Origin of the sequence: Collinsella sp. OM08-14AT (assembly GCF_003438115.1) — a bacterium.
In the GTDB taxonomy this organism is placed as follows: Bacteria; Actinomycetota; Coriobacteriia; order Coriobacteriales; family Coriobacteriaceae; genus Collinsella.
The window spans coordinates 1-21,946 of record NZ_QSTE01000009.1; the positions used below are offsets into that span (position 1 = coordinate 1).

At 57.1% G+C, this 21,946-nt stretch carries 20 protein-coding genes; 2 read left to right on the forward strand and 18 right to left on the reverse strand.

The features are described from left to right. Nucleotides 1-672: 672 nt before the first annotated feature. The 6 genes from DXC18_RS06030 to DXC18_RS06060 all read right to left on the reverse strand — a co-directional run bounded on the left by DXC18_RS06030 (nt 673) and on the right by DXC18_RS06060 (nt 5,447). Nucleotides 673-1,950 carry a tyrosine-type recombinase/integrase gene (locus tag DXC18_RS06030; RefSeq protein ID WP_071441245.1) on the reverse strand — a complete coding sequence of 426 codons (1,278 nt, stop codon included), beginning with the start codon at nt 1,948-1,950 and terminating at the stop codon, nt 673-675. Nucleotides 1,951-2,029: 79 nt separating this feature from the next. Then, nucleotides 2,030-2,233: an excisionase gene (locus DXC18_RS06035; protein ID WP_009296579.1), complete on the reverse strand. Its 204-nt coding sequence runs from the start codon at nt 2,231-2,233 to the stop codon at nt 2,030-2,032. Nucleotides 2,234-2,666: 433 nt separating this feature from the next. Then, nucleotides 2,667-2,909 (reverse strand): helix-turn-helix domain-containing protein, encoded by a 243-nt coding sequence (locus DXC18_RS06045; protein ID WP_004611627.1) that lies wholly within the window; start codon nt 2,907-2,909, stop codon nt 2,667-2,669. Nucleotides 2,910-2,915: 6 nt separating this feature from the next. Then, nucleotides 2,916-3,347 carry a sigma-70 family RNA polymerase sigma factor gene (locus tag DXC18_RS06050; protein ID WP_117716640.1) on the reverse strand — a complete coding sequence of 144 codons (432 nt, stop codon included), beginning with the start codon at nt 3,345-3,347 and terminating at the stop codon, nt 2,916-2,918. A 563-nt stretch (nt 3,348-3,910) separates the two neighbouring features. Then, a complete protein-coding gene (locus DXC18_RS06055; protein ID WP_071441246.1) occupies nt 3,911-4,168 on the reverse strand; it encodes a sugar ABC transporter permease in 258 nt (85 codons plus the stop codon). Between the two features lie 574 nt (nt 4,169-4,742). Next, nucleotides 4,743-5,447 (reverse strand): VanZ family protein, encoded by a 705-nt coding sequence (locus tag DXC18_RS06060; protein WP_015564336.1) that lies wholly within the window; start codon nt 5,445-5,447, stop codon nt 4,743-4,745. 210 nt (nt 5,448-5,657) lie between these two features. On the opposite strand from DXC18_RS06060, the gene adhE reads away from it, so the two are divergent. Together adhE and DXC18_RS06070 are read left to right on the forward strand one after the other, a co-directional pair. After that, a complete protein-coding gene (adhE, locus tag DXC18_RS06065) occupies nt 5,658-8,306 on the forward strand; it encodes a bifunctional acetaldehyde-CoA/alcohol dehydrogenase (RefSeq protein WP_117716641.1) in 2,649 nt (882 codons plus the stop codon). A gap of 88 nt (nt 8,307-8,394) precedes the next feature. After that, entirely contained in the window at nt 8,395-9,159 is a 765-nt protein-coding gene (locus DXC18_RS06070; RefSeq protein ID WP_117716642.1) for an aminoglycoside phosphotransferase family protein, read from the forward strand. A gap of 177 nt (nt 9,160-9,336) precedes the next feature. On the opposite strand, the gene DXC18_RS06075 is transcribed toward DXC18_RS06070, so the two are convergent. The 12 genes from DXC18_RS06075 to trmFO all read right to left on the reverse strand — a co-directional run bounded on the left by DXC18_RS06075 (nt 9,337) and on the right by trmFO (nt 21,938). Then, complete coding sequence (locus tag DXC18_RS06075; RefSeq protein ID WP_233509026.1) at nt 9,337-11,058, reverse strand: proline--tRNA ligase; 1,722 nt, start codon at nt 11,056-11,058, stop codon at nt 9,337-9,339. Continuing rightward, nucleotides 11,059-12,123 carry a flavodoxin-dependent (E)-4-hydroxy-3-methylbut-2-enyl-diphosphate synthase gene (gene ispG / locus DXC18_RS06080; protein ID WP_233509027.1) on the reverse strand — a complete coding sequence of 355 codons (1,065 nt, stop codon included), beginning with the start codon at nt 12,121-12,123 and terminating at the stop codon, nt 11,059-11,061. It abuts the gene before it with no gap. Nucleotides 12,124-12,154: 31 nt separating this feature from the next. Beyond that, entirely contained in the window at nt 12,155-13,516 is a 1,362-nt protein-coding gene (locus tag DXC18_RS06085) for an RIP metalloprotease (protein ID WP_117716644.1), read from the reverse strand. Between the two features lie 25 nt (nt 13,517-13,541). Then, a complete protein-coding gene (gene dxr / locus DXC18_RS06090; protein WP_117716645.1) occupies nt 13,542-14,729 on the reverse strand; it encodes a 1-deoxy-D-xylulose-5-phosphate reductoisomerase in 1,188 nt (395 codons plus the stop codon). Beyond that, nucleotides 14,729-15,643: a phosphatidate cytidylyltransferase gene (locus tag DXC18_RS06095; RefSeq protein ID WP_233502344.1), complete on the reverse strand. Its 915-nt coding sequence runs from the start codon at nt 15,641-15,643 to the stop codon at nt 14,729-14,731. The genes dxr and DXC18_RS06095 overlap by 1 nt, the downstream gene beginning before the upstream one ends. A 2-nt stretch (nt 15,644-15,645) precedes the next feature. Continuing rightward, on the reverse strand, nt 15,646-16,440 hold the full coding sequence (locus DXC18_RS06100; RefSeq protein WP_117637242.1) for an isoprenyl transferase: 795 nt from the start codon (nt 16,438-16,440) through the stop codon (nt 15,646-15,648). A gap of 1 nt (nt 16,441) precedes the next feature. Continuing rightward, nucleotides 16,442-16,978, reverse strand: a complete 537-nt coding sequence (gene frr, locus DXC18_RS06105) for a ribosome recycling factor (protein ID WP_006236112.1) — start codon at nt 16,976-16,978, stop codon at nt 16,442-16,444. A 2-nt stretch (nt 16,979-16,980) separates the two neighbouring features. Next, nucleotides 16,981-17,703, reverse strand: coding sequence for a UMP kinase (gene pyrH / locus DXC18_RS06110; RefSeq protein WP_040359955.1), 723 nt, complete (start codon nt 17,701-17,703; stop codon nt 16,981-16,983). Between the two features lie 117 nt (nt 17,704-17,820). After that, a complete protein-coding gene (gene tsf / locus DXC18_RS06115; RefSeq protein WP_022094736.1) occupies nt 17,821-18,690 on the reverse strand; it encodes a translation elongation factor Ts in 870 nt (289 codons plus the stop codon). Between the two features lie 45 nt (nt 18,691-18,735). Next, complete coding sequence (gene rpsB, locus DXC18_RS06120) at nt 18,736-19,464, reverse strand: 30S ribosomal protein S2 (RefSeq protein ID WP_006236109.1); 729 nt, start codon at nt 19,462-19,464, stop codon at nt 18,736-18,738. Nucleotides 19,465-19,683: 219 nt separating this feature from the next. Next, nucleotides 19,684-20,604: a tyrosine recombinase XerC gene (locus DXC18_RS06125; RefSeq protein WP_117716646.1), complete on the reverse strand. Its 921-nt coding sequence runs from the start codon at nt 20,602-20,604 to the stop codon at nt 19,684-19,686. Next, nucleotides 20,601-21,938, reverse strand: a complete 1,338-nt coding sequence (gene trmFO / locus DXC18_RS06130; protein WP_117716647.1) for a methylenetetrahydrofolate--tRNA-(uracil(54)-C(5))-methyltransferase (FADH(2)-oxidizing) TrmFO — start codon at nt 21,936-21,938, stop codon at nt 20,601-20,603. The genes DXC18_RS06125 and trmFO overlap by 4 nt, the downstream gene beginning before the upstream one ends. Nucleotides 21,939-21,946: the final 8 nt, after the last annotated feature.

The window sequence follows — 21,946 nt, forward strand, 5'->3', positions numbered from 1 at the left end:
CCCCCCCCCTTGACCCAGAATCACTATCAGCAGATTCATTAGACAGATTCTCCGAAGTCGTGTTTTGCTGAGGGTCATTATTCACTATTACGTCAGCAAATACGCTCGTAGGAATCGTATTAAACACGAACAAAAAAGAGACGAGCCAAACGAGAGCTCGCCTGCAGCGTGGCAATCTCACAAACCGCCCTTTCTACTCAACTGACATGAACCGGTAAAGGGCGACAAAATACCCAGAGGCAAAGGCATATATTTCACTCTTACTGAATGTACTGTCTGGCACATTGGTTTTAGTTTAATACCAGTGTTTTGTCTGACAAGAGAACGCGTTTATTGCCATGAAATAGAAACGACCAAAAATTAGTGTCACGACCAGCCAGAATTGATCGATGTGCATTAATTTCCTAAGACCTAATGAACAAACAATGAACAAACTCCACACCATAGCCATGGGGAAACTAGGAATTCGCCCGGAGAAGACGTTCGGCTTTTTTATTAATAATTTAATAGATTTCTAATTATCTCTTTAGATGTTCTTATATGCCGGTATAGCCCGTTACTTCGGGCTTTTCCGGCACTTTTCATATCGGAAGAACTTCACAAATCTTTTTATTACCCCTCATGTTTTCACTCTCAAAAGTAGTAAAAGTAGTAGTAAATTCTGCGTACTACTTATGCCGCCTTGGTTTCCTCGGCGTTTTCCGCCGCAGTTTCCGGCTTGGCCTCTGTGGTGGTTTTTGCCTTGGCTTGCAGCCGTTCCATTTCCTCCTGTGCGGAATGGAAAGTAGCGTGGGCGTAATAGTTCAGCGTCATTACAATGTTGGCGTGTCCCATGATGTACTGCAATGCTTTGGGGTTCATGCCCGCGTTTGCCATTCTGGTACAGAATGTATGCCGCATGGTGTGCGGCGTCATCACATCGGGCAGCGGCTCCTTGTGGCACTTGTTGTACTTCTTGGCAAGGCACTTGAACATGGCGTCATAGTTGACGGCGGTTTTGGGCAGGCCATCCCGGTTCAGGAACAGGAAGTCCTTATAACCATCAACCTTAATGCACCTGCCGTCCCTGCGCTTCTTCAACACGCGCTCAAACGCTTCATAGGCGGCTGCGCTCATCGGCACTTGACGGAATCCGCTTTCTGTTTTTGGCGCTTCGATATAGTAGCCGTCCTCGGTGCTTCTCAAAAGCTGGTGGTCTACATTCACAAAGCGCTTCTCAAAATTCAGGTCGGCTGGCGTCAGGCCGCAGAGTTCGGAAATACGAAGCCCGGTTTCCAGCAGGATCACCACCTCGTCATAATACTTGGCATAGACAGGATCGTTCTGCATGAAGTCCAAAAGCTCGTTTTCCTGTGTAGGGGTAAGCGGCACCTTTGGTACGGTATCGTCGTTGATAACCTCATTGATCTGGAAGTCAAAAGGATTCTTGCGGAGGCAATCGTCCTGTACGGCCATATAAAAGATGGCTTTTAAGGAACGCTTGCTGTTGCAGATGGTGTTGTAGGCAACGCCCTTTTCCTGCATACGCAAGGCCCATTCTTTTGCGTCGGACAGCTTCACGCTGTCAATGCTGGCCGCGCCCAGCTTATCTTCGGACAGAAGTTTCATTAACTGCTGGCGGCTCTTTTGGGTTCCTTTCCGCACATTCCCGCGCTGCCGGGTGTACTTTTCATAAAGCTGGCACACGGTCATTTTCTTGCCGATGGTGTCTATCCCGTCGTCAAGGTCTTTCTGTATCTGCTTGATCTTCTCGCGCAGGGAAAGACAGGGCCGTTTCCCGGCAGGTACTTTGTCGGTAGGTACTAACTTCCATGAGTAAACAAACTGGGTTTCTCCAAAGGTGTCAATGTATTTGTAAGCGTATCTTCCATCTGATCGCTGGCTCTCTCCAGACTTCAAAAGGCGGCCTTTGTTGTCCCGTCTTTTTTCATCTCGTTCTTTTCTTGGCATTTCGTCATGCTCCTTTCCATGACGGAAAGAGCCTTGACACGCTTATAACCTATTATAACACGAGCAAGGCCCTTTTTCACTATATTGTGTCAAGGGAATCAATAATTTTTTCAAACTGCTTCCGTTTGATCTGGATGCGGTTGCCGTTCAGGATCACCCAGCCAGCGGTGGGGTTTTCCTCGGCAAGCCGACGCAGTTTGTTTTCCCCGATCCGAAAATATTTAGACGCTTCCTCAATGGTGAGCGTGTATTTTTCCCAAATAGGCACATCGTTATTACTCATAACATGGCCCCCTTTCTTTTCAAAACAAAGGTTATTGTTGTGAAAGTGGGCAGAAAGTAACGGACGGCTGCTGGCACAGCTCCACGGGAATCTCACCCCTGCGTGGTTCTCACGCGGCCCTGCTCGTTGCCTGCGACGCTTCAAACGCTCGGACTACGACGGCAAGGGAGTATCATTGTCCTGTCTGCGCGTCGTCGCCCGCAGGCTGCCACACCTGCTTTACGGCCCGGTAAAATCGCTCCGCTTATCCCAATGAGGGAAAACCTCTTGGCGCACCTGCCGCCCGGCTCGGCGCAGACAGAATGTATCCGTCTGCCCTATGACGCGCCGCCATTGTCCTGCGGGCGTATTTGTCAAGGAGCAAAGGGGCCGCCGGGAAAACAGGCAGGCGGGGAAAGGGAAAGCCGCCTGTCTATGGCCGGGGCCTTAACCGTCAGTCGCCAATGGGACTAACGATGGAATGGATCAGCTTGATTTGCAATCGGCGCTTCATATACTCGTCAATGCAGATATGAGGCTGACCGCTGCCGTCATAGAGCGTCCGGGTACACAGCTTATTGATATAGCCGTCATAATGCTGCAAGACACGCTCCACGGCTTCGGCGTTACCGGCGCAGGCCGCGTCGATCACAAAATCAGGCAGAGGGCTTTTGCCCTTGTAACTGGATTGCTTCATCCGCGTTTAACCTCCCTCCGGCATGAACGCCATCAATTTTACACGCAGGTCTTTTAAGGTGCTTGTCCTGTGGCGCTGTACTGCGCTGCGGGACATTCCCATCAGGCGGCCAATTTCTTCGTCAGTCAAATCCAGAACAAAGCGGAGAATCAAAATACTCTGCTCGTCTTTTGGCAGGCTGGCAAACGCTTCGGCCACAAGCTCGTTGTCGATATGTAGGTCATAGCCATGCGAACTGAATGTAAAGCTGTCGCAGGAATACCGATCTACGGTCGAGAGCTTGTCCCAATCAGCCGGGGAAAGAGCGTCCAGCGACACTTCACGGTCGCGGCGGCACTTCATTTCCCGCAGATAATCTATCGCCTCATGGTACAGAACCAGCTTGCAGTAGCGGTCAAACTGGCCCCATTCACCGTATTTGTGGGGGATCGCTTCCATCTTCTCACCCCCTTTCTATGGGGGATGTGGTGGTTCTCTCCCTTTCCGCCAATAGAGCGAATGGAATCTCTCTGGCTGCCCGCTAAACGCCTCCTTTTTTCACTTTTTTGAAATTTCTTTTTGCGCCGGATAGCAGACCGCAGGAAATAACAAAATTCGCCCGGCAGATCAAAGACCCGCTGGGCGAAACAAAAAGCAATATGTTCTTTTCCTACATAGTATAGTACATACGCACAGCCGCTTGTCCCCGCTGCCGGGGGACGGCTTTTTTTGACAGGCTAACCCCTGTCGGAATTTGTCGAAGTAGTTTTCGTTGCATGGCGGCTCCCTCCTAAAGCCGCCATGCCAGAACACGGTGCAGGGGTCGTCGAAGCAAAAAGAAACGGCGGCCTTGATCTACTCAAAACCGCCGTATCCGTCAGTGATACAGGAAAGCGCACGAAATCCTCTGCCCGTCAGCGGTTTTTTTCTTTTCCCCGCTGTGGAGGCAGATGTTTGAATATGCAGGCATGTTTCATGCCGCAAAGGCCACAAAACATACCATGTTAGTCATTCAATTTGAATTAGAGTTCAATTCTTGCTTTCGATGGCTTATCTTCACAATAGATAACTTTAATCGTTGTTCCCTTGTCAGGGACTTTGTTTCCTGCGCCAATCCATTTTCGGCAGATGTAATCTTTGCCGTCTATCGTATATTTGACCTTGATAGTATGCGGAAAGGCTGCGCCATCCATCGCATGAACGCGGGCAGGTTTACGATTCACTTTTAACCACCATTGTTTTATAACTGAAATTACAGTTCCCATTGTTTCTTTTTCCATAAGTTATACCTCCAATGATATTTTTGATTGATGATACCTATTTTCTATTCAGCCTTTTCTTTGTTTGTAGTAAAAGCGGAACGCTGCTGCGCCGGTGGCCGCCAACTGTACCAGAATCAGCACAGCAAACAGACCGAAGCTCTCATAGTAGAACAGTTCATCCCAAAAATATAGTCTGTTCAAATGATGCCATTTATTGTATTCTAAATTTGTAGGTAAGCTGAACGGGTAACTTACCAAGGGATAGCGGCAACAGATGTCTATCTAACCATACTACCATTGAGATCGAAAAGTATGAATTGAAGAGTACAATAATAGGGTTGATTGAGGATCAACTTTTATTTTTTGTACCTTCATGTTAGAAGCCGTTGTGGACTATTACCTAAAAATAATAGATATAACACAAAGAGAATTATTCAATCTGTCCAAGCATAACAGGAAGGAAAAGATTGAAATTCCATAGGTAGTGGCTTCGTTGACGCGACTAAGTTCAATACGGAAAAATCGGTCTGCAGGTGTGTCAAACAGAAGACACTATTTTTTTATATCTGAGACCGATTGTTTCCGATACAATTTATGGAACATTCAGCACATCATGGACAAACCAAGTCTGAGCCGTGACCATAATGGCAAATGTGCAAATAGCAAAGAGAAGTACTTCAGCCACAGCATTGACACGGCTGGATTGAAGTTGCTTTTTCAGATTGGCAGGCAAGATTCTTGACAGCAGACAATAAACTAAAAATCCAATACAGGCTCCAGCGGTATTTGTCATCAAGTCATTGATGTCGGAAGAACCCCAGCCAAACATCTGGACAATTTCAACAGCCAAAGAAAACAGAAAGCCAGTCAATGCAACCGTCTTCATGTGATGATATTTCTTGTACAGCAGCGGCAGGAAAAATCCCAACGGGACAAACAGAATAATATTCAGAATGGTATCAATTGGCCCAGTTATCATACCGATAAATGGAGTCCAAGAAATGTTCGGGCGAAAGGTCATTGTGCTTGTAAAGCCGATGCCTGTGACGGTCAAAAGTCCGAATAAATAATAACCAAAAACAAACACTGCAGCGGTATGGAGAAAACTTTGTGTTCTCCCCAATTTTTTGAGCCACAAGAAATACAGTACGAAGACTGGAACCATAAACACATACCCACTAATTGAGCGGATGAGAATATCAGAAATTGGTATCATTATTATCTCCTTGTCAAATTCAAATTTATTGCCCATTCCAGCATTGAGCATTTTCTCATAAAGCAAACAGAATACTGTCATTAGTAACGACGGTATTCCCATAATGCTAATCGTAAGTCTAATTGTTCAATGTCGATTAGACATTCACTTTTACATTTTGGACAATAGTTAAAACGCTTCAGTTTATTGAAGCGTTTTAGTGTGCCTTTTACAGGAATCTTACCACTCACCGAATTATTTATTGCTATCATGCAAGACGTAGGGTAAATCTCCGATCGCAAGGAGACACAAATGGTGAAAAAGTCACCGGAAAACACTACTCCCGCAATTGTGGACAACGTAGAGGCGCTTGAGGCTAAGCTCGCTCAGATGCGAGAGGCCCAGGCGCTTTTTGCTACGTACACGCAGGAGCAGGTCGACAAGATCTTCTATGAGGCCGCCATGGCCGCCAACAAGGCTCGTATCCCGTTGGCGAAGATGGCCATCGAGGAGACCGGCCGCGGCGTTCTTGAGGACAAGGTCATCAAGAACCACTACGCCGCAGAGTACATCTACAACGCTTACAAGAACACCAAGACCTGTGGTGTCCTGGAGCGCGACGAGGCCTACGGCATCACCAAGATCGCCGAGCCCATCGGCATCGTGGGCGCCGTCATCCCGACGACCAACCCCACCTCCACTGCGATCTTCAAGACGCTGATCAGCCTGAAGACCCGCAACGCCATCATCATCTCCCCGCACCCGGCTGCCGCCAAGTGCACCATCGCCGCCGCTAAGCTCGTGCTTGACGCCGCCGTCAAGGCCGGCGCCCCCGAGGGCATCATCGGCTGGGTCGATGTCCCCTCCATCGAGCTGACCAACATGGTCATGCGCGACGTCGACATCATCCTCGCCACCGGTGGCCCGGGCATGGTCAAGGCCGCCTACTCCTCGGGCAAGCCCGCCCTGGGCGTTGGCGCCGGTAACACCCCGGTCGTCATCGACGACACCGCCGACGTGCTGCTCGCCGTCAACTCCATCATTCACTCCAAGACCTTCGACAACGGCATGATCTGCGCTTCCGAGCAGTCCGTGACCGTCATCGACACCATCTATGACCAGGTCAAGGCCGAGTTCCAGAAGCGCGGCTGCTACTTCGTCAAGCAGGGTGCCGAGATGGAGGCCCTGCGTGCCGCCATGTTCAAGAACGGCGCCCTCGATCACCGCATCCCCGGCATGGCTGCCGCCAAGATCGCCGAGCTCGCCGGCATCGAGGTTCCCGCCAAGACCAAGATCCTGATCGCCGAGGTCACCTCCACCGACCCCGCCAAGGAGGAGTTCTCCCACGAGAAGCTCTCCCCGGTCCTGGCCATGTACCACGCCAAGGACTTCCAGGAGGCCGTCGACAAGGCCGAGCACCTGGTGCTCGCCGGTGGCCCGGGCCACACCGCCTCTCTGTACGTGCACCCCGCCCAGGCCGAGAAGATCAGCCTGTTCGAGCACGTCATGAAGGCCTGCCGTATCGTCATCAACACCCCGTCTTCGCACGGCGGCATCGGTGACCTGTACAACTTTGGCATGAAGCCGTCTCTGACCCTGGGCTGCGGCTCCTGGGGCGGCAACTCCGTCTCCGAGAACGTTGGGGTGAAGCACTTGATCAACGTTAAGACTGTGGCCGAGCGCCGTGAGAACATGCTGTGGTTCCGCGCTCCCGAGAAGGTCTACTTCAAGAAGGGTTCCACGCCCGTCGCCCTCGACGAGCTTGGCAACGTCATGGGCAAGAAGCGCGCCTTCATCGTCACCGACCAGTTCCTCTTCAAGAATGGCAACACCCGCGCCATCGAGGCCAAGCTCGACGAGATGGGCATCGCCCACGACTGCTTCTACGACGTCGAGCCCGATCCGTCGCTGCAGTGCGCACGTCGCGGCGCCAAGCAGATGGCTCTCTTTGAGCCGGACGTCATCATCGCCGTCGGCGGTGGCTCCGCTATGGACGCCGGCAAGATCATGTGGATGATGTACGAGCACCCCGAGTGCAAGTTTGAGGACATGGCCATGGACTTCATGGACATCCGCAAGCGCATCTTCACCTTCCCCGAGATGGGCAAGAAGGCCTACTTCGTCGCCGTCCCGACCTCCTCGGGTACCGGCTCCGAGTGCACGCCGTTCGCCATCATCACGGACAAGGAGACCGGCATCAAGTGGCCGCTCGCCGACTACGCGCTGCTCCCCAACATGGCTATCGTCGACGCCGACAACTGCATGACCGCCCCGCGCGGCCTGACCGCCGCCTCCGGCATCGACGTCATGACCCACGCCATCGAGTCCTACGTCTCCATCATGGCTTCCGACTACACCAAGGGCCTCTCCGAGCGCGCTGCTAAGCTCGTCTTTGAGAACCTGCCCTCCAGCTTCACGAACGGCGCCAAGGACCCGCACGCCCGCGAGGAGATGCACAACGCCTCCTGCATGGCCGGTATGGCCTTCGCCAACGCCTTCCTGGGCCTCAACCACTCCATGGCCCACAAGCTCGGCGCTTTCCATCACCTGCCCCACGGCATCGCCAACGCCGTCATCCTGACCCGCGTTATGCGCTACAACGCCGCCGAGGCTCCCGTCAAGATGGGTACCTTCTCTCAGTATCCTTACCCCAACGCGCTGCACAACTACGCCGAGATGGCCAAGTACTGCGGCATCGAGGGCAAGGACGACAAGGAGGTCTTCGAGAACTTCATCACGAAGCTTGAGGAGCTCAAGGACTTCATCGGCGTCAAGAAGACCATCGCCGACTACGGTGTCGACGAGCAGTACTTCCTCGACACCCTCGACGAGATGACCGAGCAGGCATTCAACGACCAGTGCACCGGCGCTAACCCGCGCTACCCGCTCATGAGCGAGATCAAGGAGCTCTACCTGGACGCCTACTACGGCCGCGAGCCTCAGGATTACGCCGTCTGCTAGTTCTAGCACGGTTTTTAACGGCGGGGGTGCACGGGTGTTTCACACACCCCCGCCGTCGCTTCTATCGCATCGTTGAAAGGATGCAACCATGCTGCTACCCGATTCCAAGACCGAACTCGTCCGCCGTGGCAACAAGGTCGTTTACGACCTGGGCGACAAGATCGTCAAGGTCTTTAACGAGACCAAGCCCGTCTCCGACGTGTTCAACGAGGCTTTGAATCTTGCCCGCATCAATGAGTGCGGCATCCGCAGCCCCAAGGCTCTCGAGGTTTCCCAGCTCGAGAACGCCAACGGCTGGGCGCTCGTGACCGAGAAGGTCCCGGGTACCACCCTTGCCGAGAAGATGACTGCCGAGCCCCAGCGCTTCGGTGAGTACCTCGAGATGTTCGTCGACCTCCAGATCGAGATTCACGGCTACACCTCCCCGCTGCTCAACCGTCAGCGCGACAAGTTCGCCCGCATGATCGACAGCCTTGATCAGCTCAATGCCACCACGCGCTACAACCTTCAGGAGCGTCTGGACGGCATGACCAAGGAGTTCAAGGTCTGCCACGGCGACTTCAACCCCTCCAACGTCATCGTCGGCGACGACGGCCAGCTCTATGTGTGCGACTGGGCACACGCCGCCCAGGGCTCCCCTGCTGCCGACGTTGCCACCACCTACCTGCTCTTCGCCCTCAACAGCAAGGACCAGGCTGAGGCCTACCTGGAGCTCTACTGCGACCGCGCCGACATGCCCATGCAGGTCGTGCGTCAGTGGACGAGCATCGTCGCCGCTTCCGAGCTCGCTCGTAAGCGCAACGTGAACGATGAGTTCCTGAAGAACTGGATCGACGTCGTCGATTATCAGTAATATCTGAGCGATTTATTTCGCATCGGAGGCACAAGAAAACCCCGCAACTCATATGGGCTGTGGGGTTTTTCTTTCAGATATCGAGGATGCCACAAGATAAAAGGACGGCCCCACATCTCCCCGATCTGGAGAAATGCGGGGCCGTCCCGTATATCGAACTACAAGCGAAATCGTCGATTAACGGCGGGCCGCCTTAACAAGCTCAGCAACCTTGGCGACGACCTCGTCGATCGCCACGTCCTCACGCTCGCCCGTGGCACGGTCCTTGAGCTCCACAGTACCATTCTTGAGGCCACGCTTACCCAGAACGACCTGATACGGGAAGCCCATGAGGTCGTTATCGGCAAACTTAAAGCCGGGACGCTCGTCACGGTCATCGACGACAACCTCGATACCATCGGCGCACAGGCCCTCGACGATTTGGTCGCAAACGTTAGCGCACTCCTCCTTCTTGGGATCGAGCGGAATCACCGCGACCTCGTACGGGGCAACGGAGACCGGCCAGACGATGCCGTGTTCGTCGTTGTGCTGCTCCACGACGGCAGCAAGCGAGCGGGACACACCAACGCCGTAGCAACCCATGATGAGCGGCTTCTCCTTGCCGTCCTCGTCCATAAAGGTGGCACCCATGGCCTCGGAATACTTGGTGCCCAGCTGGAAGACCTGGGAGACCTCGATACCGCGAGCAGCAGAGAGCGGCTTGCCGCAGTGCGGGCAGGGATCGCCGGCAACGACGGTAACCAGATCGACCCACTCGTCAACGGTAAAGTCACGCTCGGGGCAGGCGCCGGTAAAGTGATAGTCAACCTCGTTGGCGCCGCAGGCCCACTGCTTAGACTCACGCAGGCTTTCGTCGCACACCAGACGGATGCCGTCGGGCAAGTAAACCGGTCCGATAAAGCCCTTATGCAGACCGTAGGTCTGGAGCTCCTCGTCGGTCATCATGCGATAACCCTTGCCAAAGACATGCTCGGCCTTGCAATCGTTGAGCTCGTGGTCGCCCGGGACAATAGCCACGACCGGCTTGCCCTCGGCGTCGATGAGCGCCAGCGACTTTCGCGTACCATTCTCGGGGAAACCGAAGAACTTGGCGACGGCCTCAATGGTGCCCATGCCCGGAGTCTCGACCTTGGTGAGCGTACCGTCGCCGGGGCCCTCAGTCACGACGACCTTGGTGCTTGCCGCCTCGTCATCGGCAGCAAAGCCGCAATCGTCGCAGTAGACCAGTGAAGCCTCACCAGCGTCAGCAAGAGCCATGTACTCGACGGAGGTGTCGCCGCCGATCTCGCCGGAGTCGGCGACAACGGGCAGAGCCTTGATGTAGCAGCGCTCGCAGATGTTGGCGTAGGCCTGCTTCATCTTGTCGTACTCCTCCTGCAGACTCTCCTGCGTGGCAGAGAAGCTGTAGGCGTCCTTCATGATGAACTCGCGGCCGCGCATCAGGCCAAAGCGGGGACGGAACTCGTCGCGGAACTTGTCCTGAATGTGGTACAGGTTGACGGGCAGCTGTTTGTAGGAGCGCAGCTCGTTGCGCACCAGGGCCGTGACGGTCTCCTCGTGCGTGGGGCCCAGGACGAACTCGCGACCGTGACGGTCGTCAAAGCGCACAAGCTCCTTGCCATAGGCGTCGATGCGGCCGGACTCACGCCACAGCTCGGCATCGACCATGATGGGCATCATAAGCTCCTGGGCGCCAGCGGCGTCCATCTCGTCTCGCACGATATTCTCGATCTTGCGAATCGAGCGCCAAGCAAGCGGCAGGTAGGAATAGAGACCGGCGGCCTCCTTGCGGATCATACCGGCACGAAGCAGCAGACGATGGCTTGCAAGCTCGGCGTCGGCCGGATCCTCTTTGAGCGTCGGCGCATAGAGCTTAGACATATACATTGCTCGGGTCATTTATTTCTCCTCTATTAGTTTGTCGACCTCGGCCATAAGCGCGTCGACAATTTGATCCTCAGCTACTTTACCAATGATCTTGCCATGCGAAAAGAGCAGGCCCTGACCACGTCCGCAGGCAACACCCAGGTCGGCGTCAGATGCCTCTCCGGGGCCGTTGACCGCACATCCCATCACGGCGATCGAAAGCGGCGCGGAATAGTTCTTAAGCCGCTCGGTGACCTCCTCGGCGATGGGAATCAGGTTAACCTGGCAGCGGGCGCACGTGGGGCACGAGACAATCTCGGGACCACGGCGACGCAGGCCCAGCGACTGTAGAATTCCCCAGGCGACCGGCGGCTCCTCAACCGGATCGGCCGTGAGCGACACACGCATGGTGTCACCGATGCCTTCGGAAAGCAAGATACCCAAGCCTACAGAGCTCTTGATGGTGCCCTGAAGCTTGGTCCCCGCCTCCGTCACGCCCAGGTGGAGCGGAACATGCGGTATCTCGCGCGACAGGGCGCGATAGGTATCAAGTGTCGTCTGTACGCTATGGGCCTTGGCGGATAGCACGATGTTGGTAAACCCACGGTCCTCAAAGTGCCGCACAAAGCGTTCGCTCGACATCACGAGCTTTTCGGGCTGCGTGAGGTCGTCGCGCTCGGCAATATCTTGCTCAAGCGAGCCCGCGTTCACGCCAATGCGAATCGCGCAGCCCGCGGCACCCGCGGCATCGATGACGGCATCGACCTTAGCCCAATCGCCGATATTGCCGGGGTTGATGCGCAGCTTAGAGGCGCCAGCCTCGACAGCGCCAATGGCAAGCTTATGGTTAAAATGGATATCGGCGACGATTGGCACCGGAGACTCGGCACAAATCGTGCGAAAGCCCTCGAGCGCAGCCTCGGTAGGCACGCTCACGCGCACGATATCGCAGCCAGCCTGCGCCAACGCGCACACTTGCGCAAGCGTTGCCTGGGCATCAGCAGTATCGGTGCAGGTCATAGACTGAACCACGACCGGAGCGCCACCACCGATCTGTACGCCGCCCACATGCACGGGGCGCGTCAACTCGCGAGGCAAAGGATGGGATAAAGACAATCCAAACACTCCCCTACAGAATAAATCGAAGGATGTCGGAACGAAGCATATAGACAAACAGCAGTGCAAAGAGCGCGATGCCGACATAGCTGACGATTGTCTGCACTTTGAGCGGCAGCTCGCGGCCCGCAATCTTTTGAATGATCTCGATGACCAGCTTGCCGCCATCGAGCGGTGGGATGGGCAGCAGGTTCATAAAGCCAAGCGAGAACGAAATGAGGGCGGCAAAGGAAAGGAACGTGGCAGGGCCGGCAGCAGCGGCCTGTGAGGACATAACGCTAATACCCACGATCGAAGAAGACTGATCGAGAATCTCCATCGTATGCTGCGGCTGGAGCAGGCGCATCACGCCATCCGCTGTCTGCACGACATAGGAGAACGACAGGCGAGCCGACGTGATGGGGTCTAAACGGACCACCTGCGTAGAGGCATACACACCTAGGCGCTCGTCCTCTTTGAGCGCAACCGTGGTCGAATGCTGCTTGCCGTCACGCTCGTACTCGATGGCGATATCGTCCTTACCGGCAGCCTTGCCGATGGCATCGTAGACATCCATCCAAGTGGAACATGAGACACCGTCAACCGAAAGGATCGCGTCACCGCCCTCGATACCCGCCTTGGCGGCAATAGACCCCTCGTCAACCTGACCGATCACGTTGGTATCCATCGGCACGGTGACACCCGCAATGGAATAGATGCTCATAAGGAGCAAAAAACCCGTCAAGATATTGACGATAATGCCCGCGAGCAGCATAAAGGCGCGCTTGAGAAAGCCTTGGCCAAGATAGGTGTGCGAGCGCTCTTGCGCAAGGAACTCGGCCTCGCCGCACGGCAGCTCCCACACATCGCCCTCGGCAGTCGCATGTTCGCGATCGAAACGGCGACCATCAAAGGTGGTATAGCCTGCCTTGTCTCGCGGCAACGTCTGATATTTGGTGGGATAGTAGCTCGGCGAGGGCTTCTCCCCTTCCTCATACCAGGGCGCGATGGAGCCCCAGCCCAGCAAAAGGGCGCATGCCTCGAGCACATCCTCCTCGGAAAGCTCGAGCTCGACAGCAAGGTCGGCCACGGTCACGCGACCATGACGATAGATAGCCGCGAGCACGCAGTCGGCGCACGAAACATCGGTCGGATCCATACCGCAGATGGCAGCGTAGCCACCCAGCAGCAGCGGGGTCACGCCAAACTTGGTTCCAATGCGACGCGACGTGTAATGGATGTCAAAGCGGCACGGCAGACCCAAAAAGAACTCGGTCACACGGACGCCGCAGGCGCGCGCCGCCAAAAAGTGGCCGCCCTCGTGCAAAAACACGAGGACGGAAAGCATCAGCAGGCCCCAAAAGACCGATGAGAGAACGCTCAGAACAGTATCCATAAAACGAAAAAGCAATCCTTATGGGTTAGGAACGGGTTGCGGCGAGCACCTGCGCAGCCTTTTCACGCGCCCACGCATCGATGTCGCGAAGCTGCTCAAACGAATCGACCACCTGCATATCGTGGGCGTCCATGCAGGATTCCACAATGCGATCGATATCGGTAAAGCTGCAGCCATCGTGCAGGAAGGCATCGACGGCGACCTCGTTGGCGGCATTGAGCACGCACGGCATGGTGCCACCCGTCTTGCCGGCACGCTCGGCCAGTGCCAGACAGCGGAAGGTATCCATGTCGGCAGCATCAAACGTGAGCTGCCCCAGCTCGCGGAAATCGATACGAGGCGCCGGAGTATCCCAACGCTCGGGATACGAGAACGCGAACTGGATGGGAATACGCATGTCGGATGCACCGAGATGCGCCATCACGGAGCCGTCGGCGAACTCGACCATAGAGTGAATCTTGGACTGACGCTGCACGACCACGTTAATGAAATCGAGGTCGCAGTTAAACAGATGCATGGCCTCAATGCGCTCCAGGCCCTTGTTCATGAGGGTGGCGGAGTCAATGGTGATCTTGGCACCCATGGCCCACGTGGGATGCGCGAGGGCATCGGCACGCGTCACGCGATCGAGCTCGTCGCGCGTGCAGCCAAAGAACGGACCGCCCGAGCAGGTGAGCCAAATGCAGTGGGCCTCGCGCGGGTTCTCCCCCAGATAGCACTGGTAGATGGCGGAATGCTCAGAGTCGACCGGAATAAGCTGGCCCGGTTGCGCCAACGGCATAAGCAAGTCGCCACCGACGACGAGGGACTCCTTGTTGGCAAGGGCAAGGCGCTTATTCGAGGTCAAGGCCGCATGGCTCGCCTCGAGACCGGCGGCGCCCACAATAGCGACGAGCACGCAGTCGACATCGTCGCGACGCGCGAGCTCGCAAACCGCCTGCGCGCCAACGCCGAGCTGTGTGCCCTCGGGCAACTCCTGCAGCACGGCGTCATCGCCATGAGCGACATCGGCAACGGCAACCGCCGGAACCGAGAACTCGCGGGCAGCGGCAACGAGCTCCGAGGTGCTGGAATTAACGGACAGCGCCGTCACCTGCAGGCGATCGGCATGCTGGCGGCACACATCGAGCGCCTGGGTGCCGATAGAGCCCGTACAACCCAGGATGGCAACGCGAAGGCGTCCATCGGGGCCATACGTCGTCTGGAAGGACATTACAGCACGCCTCCAATCATCAGCAACAGCTGTGCGGTGATGCAACCGAAGATAAGCGAATCGCTACGATCGAGCATTCCGCCGTGGCCCGGGATAAGGTTGCCGGAATCCTTGACGCCCACACCGCGCTTGATGCGCGACTCGATAAGGTCGCCGATAACGCCCAGAATGGACACGACCACGCCGCACAGCAGCGCATAGGGCAGGCTGAGCTTGTAGAAGTGCGTCGCCCACAGGATGAGCCAAATCAAAACCGAGCCCAAGATGCCGCCGGCAAACCCCTCCCAGCTCTTTTTGGGGGAGATCTTGGGAACCATCTTGTGCTTGCCGATACGGCTGCCCACGATGTAGGCAAACGAATCGGAGACCCAAAGGGACGCGCAAACGCCCACTGAAAGCAGGGCGCCGGCAAAACCGGGCACGGCATCGCGCAGCAGCACGATAGCCGACAGCATAAAGCCAGTGTAGATGGGACCCATGAGCGTCACGGCCACATCAGAGATGCGGGTACGCGGCGACCAGACATACCAAATGCCCACCGCGAGCATCAAGGCAAAAAGCAGGGCATTCAGCAACATCGAATCGCCCAACGCCGACAGCGGAAAGAGTACAGCGGCAGCGATACCCATGCGCTCGTTAGCCATCTTGCCATCGAGCCTTGTCATACGGAAAAACTCATAGCAGCACAGACCGCTCATGACAGAAACAAAGATGGCCGTGGGCACGATACCCAAAACCAGGCACAGGATAAAGACAACGGCGTAGACGATACCGGCGGCGGCACGGGTAATAAAGCCCGCCAGCCACGAACCGGTGCCGCTCTTCGCTGCAGGCGCTCCCGCAGTGGCAGCCTTGCGCGCAGGCGCCGCGGAAACTGGCGTCTTGGGAGCAGATGCCTTGGGACGATCGGACACGATTAAGCCTCCTCGGTCTTGCTCAGTCCACCAAACCTACGGTCACGGCCCTGATAGGCCAAAATGGCGTCGACAAGGCCCCAACGATCAAAGTCGGGCCAATAGGTATCGGTGACGTAGAATTCGGAATAAGCCACCTGCCACAGCAGATAGTTCGAAAGGCGCAGCTCACCAGAGGTGCGAATCACAAGTTCGGGATCGGGAAGACCGGCGGTATAGAGGTGGGAAGCCACCATGTCGTCATCAATTGCGGCAGGATCGATCTTACCGGCGGCAGCGTCGGATGCGATCTGACGGACAGCGCGGGTAATCTCGGCACGCGCGCCGTAGTTGACGGCAAGCGCCAGCGTCATACCGGTGTGATCGGCGCACTCGGCAAGACCGCGCTCAAAAACGTCGCGAGTCTTCTTGGGCAGCGCGGAAATGTCACCCAAAAAGACTACGCGCACATTTTCGCGCTTCAGAAGCGGCAGCTCGTCGATAAACGTCTTGGCAAACAGGTGCATCAGAACGTTGACTTCGTGCTGCGGTCGATTCCAGTTTTCAGTCGAAAATGCATAGGCCGAAAGCACGTCGACGCCCAGGCGCACGCAGGCGGTAATGATCTCGCGCAGCGAGACGATACCCGCCTTGTGGCCCTCGGTGCGTGCAAGACCGCGCGACGTGGCCCAACGACCGTTGCCGTCCATGATGCACGAGATATGGTGCGGAATGTTATTGAGGTCAAGGTCGGAAAAACCGACGCCCGCAGGGGCGTCGGCAAAGTACTCGACCAGTTTATGCTCGTCGTATTGCACCTTAGATCTCCATGACCTCGGCTTCTTTTTCCTTCAGAAGCTCCTCGACCTTGGCGACATACTCATCGGTATGCTTCTGGACCTTGGCCTGCTCGCGACGTACGTCGTCCTCGGTGAGCTCCTCATCGCGCTCGAGCTTGTTGTTGAAGTCGCGACGGATGTTACGGATAGACACCTTGGCCTGCTCGGCGTACTCGCGGCACTCCTTGACGAGCTCGCGACGGCGCTCCTCAGTGGGAGCCGGGAACGGAAGACGAACGACGGTGCCATCGGAGTTGGGGGTAATACCCAGATCGGAAGCGCCGATGGCCTTGACGATAGCATTGATGAGCGCCTTATCCCACGGCTCGATGAGCAGCATGTGAGCCTCGGGGGTCTTGACGGCGGCAACCTGCGTGACCGGCGTGGGGACACCGTAATAATCGACGGTGATGTCGGACAGAATGTTTGCGTTGGCACGACCGGTACGGACCTTGGAGAAGTTATGCTTGAGGGACTCGAGCGACTTGTCCATATGGGCGGTGATGTTCTCTGCCATGCTTAATCCTCCTGATAGACGAGCGTGCCGACGGGCTCACCCGCGAGCGCGCGCTTGACGGTGTCCTCGCCATCGATGTTGAGGACCAAAATAGGCATACGGTTATCCTGGCACAGTGCCGTAGCCGTGGAATCCATAACCTGCAGACCGCGGACGAGAACCTCGTGATAGGTAATCTTGTCAAAACGGACGGCATCGGCGCACTTGACGGGATCCTTGTCGTAGATGCCGTCAACCTTGGTGGCCTTAATCAGAATCTCCGCACCGATCTCGCAGGCGCGAAGGGCCGCGGCGGTGTCAGTCGTAAAGTACGGATTGCCCGAGCCGGCGGCGAAGATAACGACATTACCCTTGGACAGGTGGTTGATAGCACGACGACGAATATAGGGCTCGCAGATCTCGTTCATCTGGATAGCGCTCATCACGCGGCAGGGAACATCGTTATGCTCGAAGGCATCCTGCAGGGCGAGCGCGTTCATAACGGTTGCCAGCATGCCCATGTAGTCGGCCTGAGCACGCTCCATGCCACCGGCAGCGCCGGCCATGCCACGGAAAATATTGCCGCCGCCGACAACGACGCCGACCTCATGGCCAACGGCGAGCAGCTCCTTGACCTGCTTGGCAAGATGGTCGGTAACCTTGGGGTCAATGCCATATTGGCCGTCGCCCATCAGTGCTTCGCCGGAAAGCTTAAGAAGCACGCGTTTATATCGGATGTCGGACAAAGCGATCCTCCTTTAATTAGACTCTCAATATGATATCAAAGGCTCTGATAAGAGCCATGAAAAAGCAGGCTGTGAGTAAAACCCACAGCCTGCTCATTACCAGCTACAAGAGCTTATTTACTCGCCACGGACCAGACGGTCAAAGGCAACGACGGTAATGGTGTCGCCGAGCTCCTTGGAGACCTGCTCAGCGTACTTCTTGATGGTGAGGGAGCTGTCCTTGATGAACTCCTGCTCGGTGAGCACGGACTGCTTGTAGAACTTCTCCAGACGACCAACAGCCATCTTCTCCTGGATAGCCTCGGGCTTGCCGGACTCGGCAGCCTGGGCCATGTAGATCTGCTTCTCGTGCTCGACGGTCTCGGCCGGAACCTGATCGCGGGTGGCGCAGATCGGTGCGACGGCGGCAACCTGAAGGGCAACGTCGTGAGCGAAGGTCTTGAAGGACTCAGCCTGAGCGGTCTCGGCCTTCTCGAAGGCGAACTCGACGAGGACGCCGATCTTACCACCCATGTGGATGTAAGAAGCGAGCGCGCCGTTCTCGGCCTTGCGGGCAGCGAAGCGGGAGATCTTCATGTTCTCGCCCATGATGTGAATCATCTCGGTGAGCTCGGAGGAAACGGTCTCCTCGCCCATCGGCTTCTCGAGCAGAGCGTCGACGTCAGCAGGCTCGGTGGTAGCGACAACCTCAGCGACCTTGGAAGCAAAGCCAGTGAACTTGGCGTTGGAGCCAACGAAGTCGGTCTCGCAGGAGAGCTCGAGCAGAGCGCCGGTCTTGCCATCCTCGGAGACGAACGCGGCGACAGCGCCCTCGTTGGTCTCACGGCCAGCCTTCTTGGCAGCCTTGGCAAGGCCGTTCTTACGCAGAACGTCGACAGCGGCGTCCATGTCGCCGTCAGCCTCGACGAGAGCCTTCTTGCACTCCATCATCGGGGAGTCGGTCATCTCGCGGAGCTGCTTGACCATAGCGGCGGTAATCTGGGCCATTGTGGTTCCTTTCAAAGAGATGAAAAAGAATTAACTAAGACTGATTTACTCGGCCTTGGGCTCAGCGGCCATCTCGGCCTCGGAGACCTGCTCCTTGCCGGAGCCAGCGAGGCAGGCGTCAGCCATGAGCTCGCACATAAGGGTGACAGCAGAGATAGCGTCATCGTTGCAGGGGATGCCGTACTCGACCTCGTCGGGATCGGAGTTGGTGTCGATCAGAGCGACGACGGGGATGTTCAGGCGCTGAGCCTCCTTGATGGCGTTCTCCTCGCGCTTGGTGTCGATGACGAAGAGAGCCTGGGGCAGACCCTTCATGTCGCGGGCACCACCGAGGTTGGTCTGGAGCTTGGTGAGCTCCTTGCCGAGAACAGCCTGCTCCTTCTTGGGGAGCACTGCCATGCGGCCGTCCTCGACCATGGCCTCGAGCTCCTCCATGCGGTTGATGCGGGAGCGGATGGTGACGAAGTTGGTCAGCATGCCGCCGAGCCAACGCTGGTTGATGTAAGGCATGTTGGCGCGCTCAGCAGCGTTCTTGACGGCCTCCTGAGCCTGCTTCTTGGTGCCGACGAACAGCACATTGCCGCCCTTGGCGACGTTCTTGACGAAGGTGTAGGCCTGATCGGCGTCGAGGATGGTCTGCTTGAGGTCGAGGATGTAGATGCCGTTGCGCTCACCGAAGATGAACGGCTTCATCTTGGGGTTCCAGCGACGGGTCTGGTGACCGAAGTGGCAGCCGGCCTCGAGCAGGGTGCGGATATTAATCTTGGTAGCCATGTTAAACCTCCTGTGGTTTGCCTCCGCGCGGGGTCATCCTCCAAAACCAACCCGGACATGTGCTACCAAAGCCCGGGCACCACGGTATGAAGTAGCCGCGCGTGCGTGATAAAAACCTGTTGCCGTGAAGCAACCCGATGAATGATAGCAGGAATGCATCTTCCTGCCAACCCGCAATCAAAACCACACACCTGAGCGCGGCGCGGGACGTCCCAGCCACTATTCGCCGCGGGGATGGGCTTGAGCCACAGCCCGCTTAAGCCGATCGGGTGTGAGATGCGTGTAGATCTGCGTCGTGGACAGGCTCGCATGACCCAGCAGCTCTTGAACCGAGCGCAGGTCCGCGCCGCCCTCGAGCAAGTCGGTCGCAAAGGTATGGCGCATCGCATGCGGGGCGATGTCGGCCGGAATGCCGGCGAGCGTCGCCAGCGTATGGAACCGCCGCCTGAGCATGGCTGCACTCATGCGATTACCGCGCGCCGATATAAGCAGCGGATGCGGCCCGGTAGCGGGGTCACGACGCTTTGCCTGAGCGAGCAACTTCGGCCTCCCCTCCTCAATATAGAGACGCGTCGCCTCGAGCGCACGACGATACAGGGGGACGATACGTTCTTTGCTCCCCTTGCCCCACAGGCGCAGCGTGCGTTCGGACCACGCAATGGACTCCACATTGAGTGCTGCGAGCTCTGAGATACGGGCGCCCGAGGCATAGAGCAGCTCGAGCATCGCCGCATCGCGCAGTCCCGCGGGTGTTGAGGTATCAGGCGTCTTGAGCAGCGCATCGACCTGCTTGATCGTAAGGACGCCCGGCAGGTCACGCGGCAGCTTGGGCGATGCGATCGCCGAGACTGCATCGCCCTCGACAATCCCCTCGGCAGCCATCCAGCGATAGAGCGATCGGATAGCCGAAAGGTGCGCCGCAAGCGTTCGGGGAGCCACCTGTTCACGCGAAAGCTCGGCAAGATAGCGACGAATGGTGCGCACGTCGGCAGCGAAGGCATCGATATCCTCGCGCTCGCACCAGGCAGCAAAGCGCTCCAGCCTCGAGCCATAGGCCGTCACCGTGTTGGGAGAAAGTCCCTCGACACGTGCGATATAGGCGATAAACGAGTCGACGGCATCGTACAGGTCAAAGGCTATGACCGGTCGCCTCCAAACAGATCGGGGCGAGTGGCCAGATAGGCATCAAGAGCCTCGAGCGCACGGTCCGCATACGCCTGGTAGCGGTCGCGCTTGCTGCGACGCTTACCGTCCTCGAGCGGCGGCACCAGGCCAAAGTTGACATGCATGGGCTGGTAGCCCACGGTGGCAGGATCGGTCGCATAGCCCACGAGCGCGCCCAGGGCGCCCACGCGGGGCAACTCGACGCCCGCGGCGCCGATAGCCTCGGCATAGGTGTTGAGCGCCGCGAGCAGACCGGTCGCCACGGCTTCCATGTACCCCTCGGTGCCGGTGATCTGACCGGCCAGGCGCACGCCGGTACCAGGCACGGCAAAGGTGCCATCGAGCACGTGCGGGGCGTCGACAAAGGTATTACGGTGCATGACACCGTAGCGGAAGAACTCAGCGTTCTCCAGGCCCGGCACCATATGGAAGACGCGCTTCTGCTCGCCAAAGGTCAGGTTGGTCTGGAAGCCCACCAGGTTATAGGCGGTCTTCTCCTTATTCTCGGCACGCAGCTGAATCGCCGCCCAGGGACGACGACCGGTTCGCGGGTCGGTGAGGCCGACGGGCTTCATGGCGCCAAAGCGAATGGCGTCCTTGCCGGTGCGCGCAACTTCCTCGGCAGGCTGGCAGGCCTGGAACAGATCGCCGCCCTCAAAGTCCTTGAGCACCACGCGGTCTGCCGTGGTAAGCGCCTCGATAAAGGCCTCGTACTCCTCCTTGTTGAGCGGAGCGTTGAGATAGTCGCCGCTCCCCTGCTCCTCGTAGCGCGACTGCGAGAACAGCACGTCCATATCGAGCGTGGAGGCATCGACGATCGGCGCCGCGGCATCGAAGAACGCAAGGGCGTCGCCACCGACGAGCTTCATGACCTCTTCGCTCAGCGCCGGCGAGCACAAGGGGCCGGCGGCAATGACCACGTGACCTTCGGGAATCTGCGTGACCTCGCCGTGAATGATCTCGATATTGGGACGGGCGGCAACCTCGGCCTCGACAAGCTCGGAAAACTTGACGCGGTCGACCGCCAAGGCGCCACCGGCGGGAACAGCCGCGCGATGGGCGCAATCGAGCAGGACTGAACCCATGCGCTCAAGCTCGGCCTTTAACAAGCCCGCCGCAGAGTCCGGACGGGTCGATTTAAACGAATTGGAACAGACGAGCTCTGCCAGGTGATCGGTATGGTGGGCCGGGGAGCTCACCTGGGGGCGCATCTCGCGCAGCTTTACGGCAAACCCGCGGTCTGCCAGCTGAATCGCGCACTCCGAACCCGCCAGACCGCCACCGACAACCGTCACCTGATCAAACAGCATCTGCAAAC

Coding starts and splice junctions, on each gene's coding strand:
- trmFO (WP_117716647.1), bottom strand. CDS start 21,938: ATGCTGTTTGATCAGGTGACGGTTGTCGGTGGCGGTCTGGCGGGTTCG.
- frr (WP_006236112.1), bottom strand. CDS start 16,978: ATGGCAGAGAACATCACCGCCCATATGGACAAGTCGCTCGAGTCCCTC.
- rpsB (WP_006236109.1), bottom strand. CDS start 19,464: ATGGCTACCAAGATTAATATCCGCACCCTGCTCGAGGCCGGCTGCCAC.
- DXC18_RS06085 (WP_117716644.1), bottom strand. CDS start 13,516: ATGGATACTGTTCTGAGCGTTCTCTCATCGGTCTTTTGGGGCCTGCTG.
- adhE (WP_117716641.1), top strand. CDS start 5,658: ATGGTGAAAAAGTCACCGGAAAACACTACTCCCGCAATTGTGGACAAC.
- DXC18_RS06035 (WP_009296579.1), bottom strand. CDS start 2,233: ATGAGTAATAACGATGTGCCTATTTGGGAAAAATACACGCTCACCATT.
- DXC18_RS06055 (WP_071441246.1), bottom strand. CDS start 4,168: ATGGAAAAAGAAACAATGGGAACTGTAATTTCAGTTATAAAACAATGG.
- DXC18_RS06075 (WP_233509026.1), bottom strand. CDS start 11,058: ATGACCCGAGCAATGTATATGTCTAAGCTCTATGCGCCGACGCTCAAA.
- tsf (WP_022094736.1), bottom strand. CDS start 18,690: ATGGCCCAGATTACCGCCGCTATGGTCAAGCAGCTCCGCGAGATGACC.
- DXC18_RS06030 (WP_071441245.1), bottom strand. CDS start 1,950: ATGCCAAGAAAAGAACGAGATGAAAAAAGACGGGACAACAAAGGCCGC.
- DXC18_RS06050 (WP_117716640.1), bottom strand. CDS start 3,347: ATGGAAGCGATCCCCCACAAATACGGTGAATGGGGCCAGTTTGACCGC.
- DXC18_RS06045 (WP_004611627.1), bottom strand. CDS start 2,909: ATGAAGCAATCCAGTTACAAGGGCAAAAGCCCTCTGCCTGATTTTGTG.
- dxr (WP_117716645.1), bottom strand. CDS start 14,729: ATGTCCTTCCAGACGACGTATGGCCCCGATGGACGCCTTCGCGTTGCC.
- DXC18_RS06060 (WP_015564336.1), bottom strand. CDS start 5,447: ATGACAGTATTCTGTTTGCTTTATGAGAAAATGCTCAATGCTGGAATG.
- DXC18_RS06070 (WP_117716642.1), top strand. CDS start 8,395: ATGCTGCTACCCGATTCCAAGACCGAACTCGTCCGCCGTGGCAACAAG.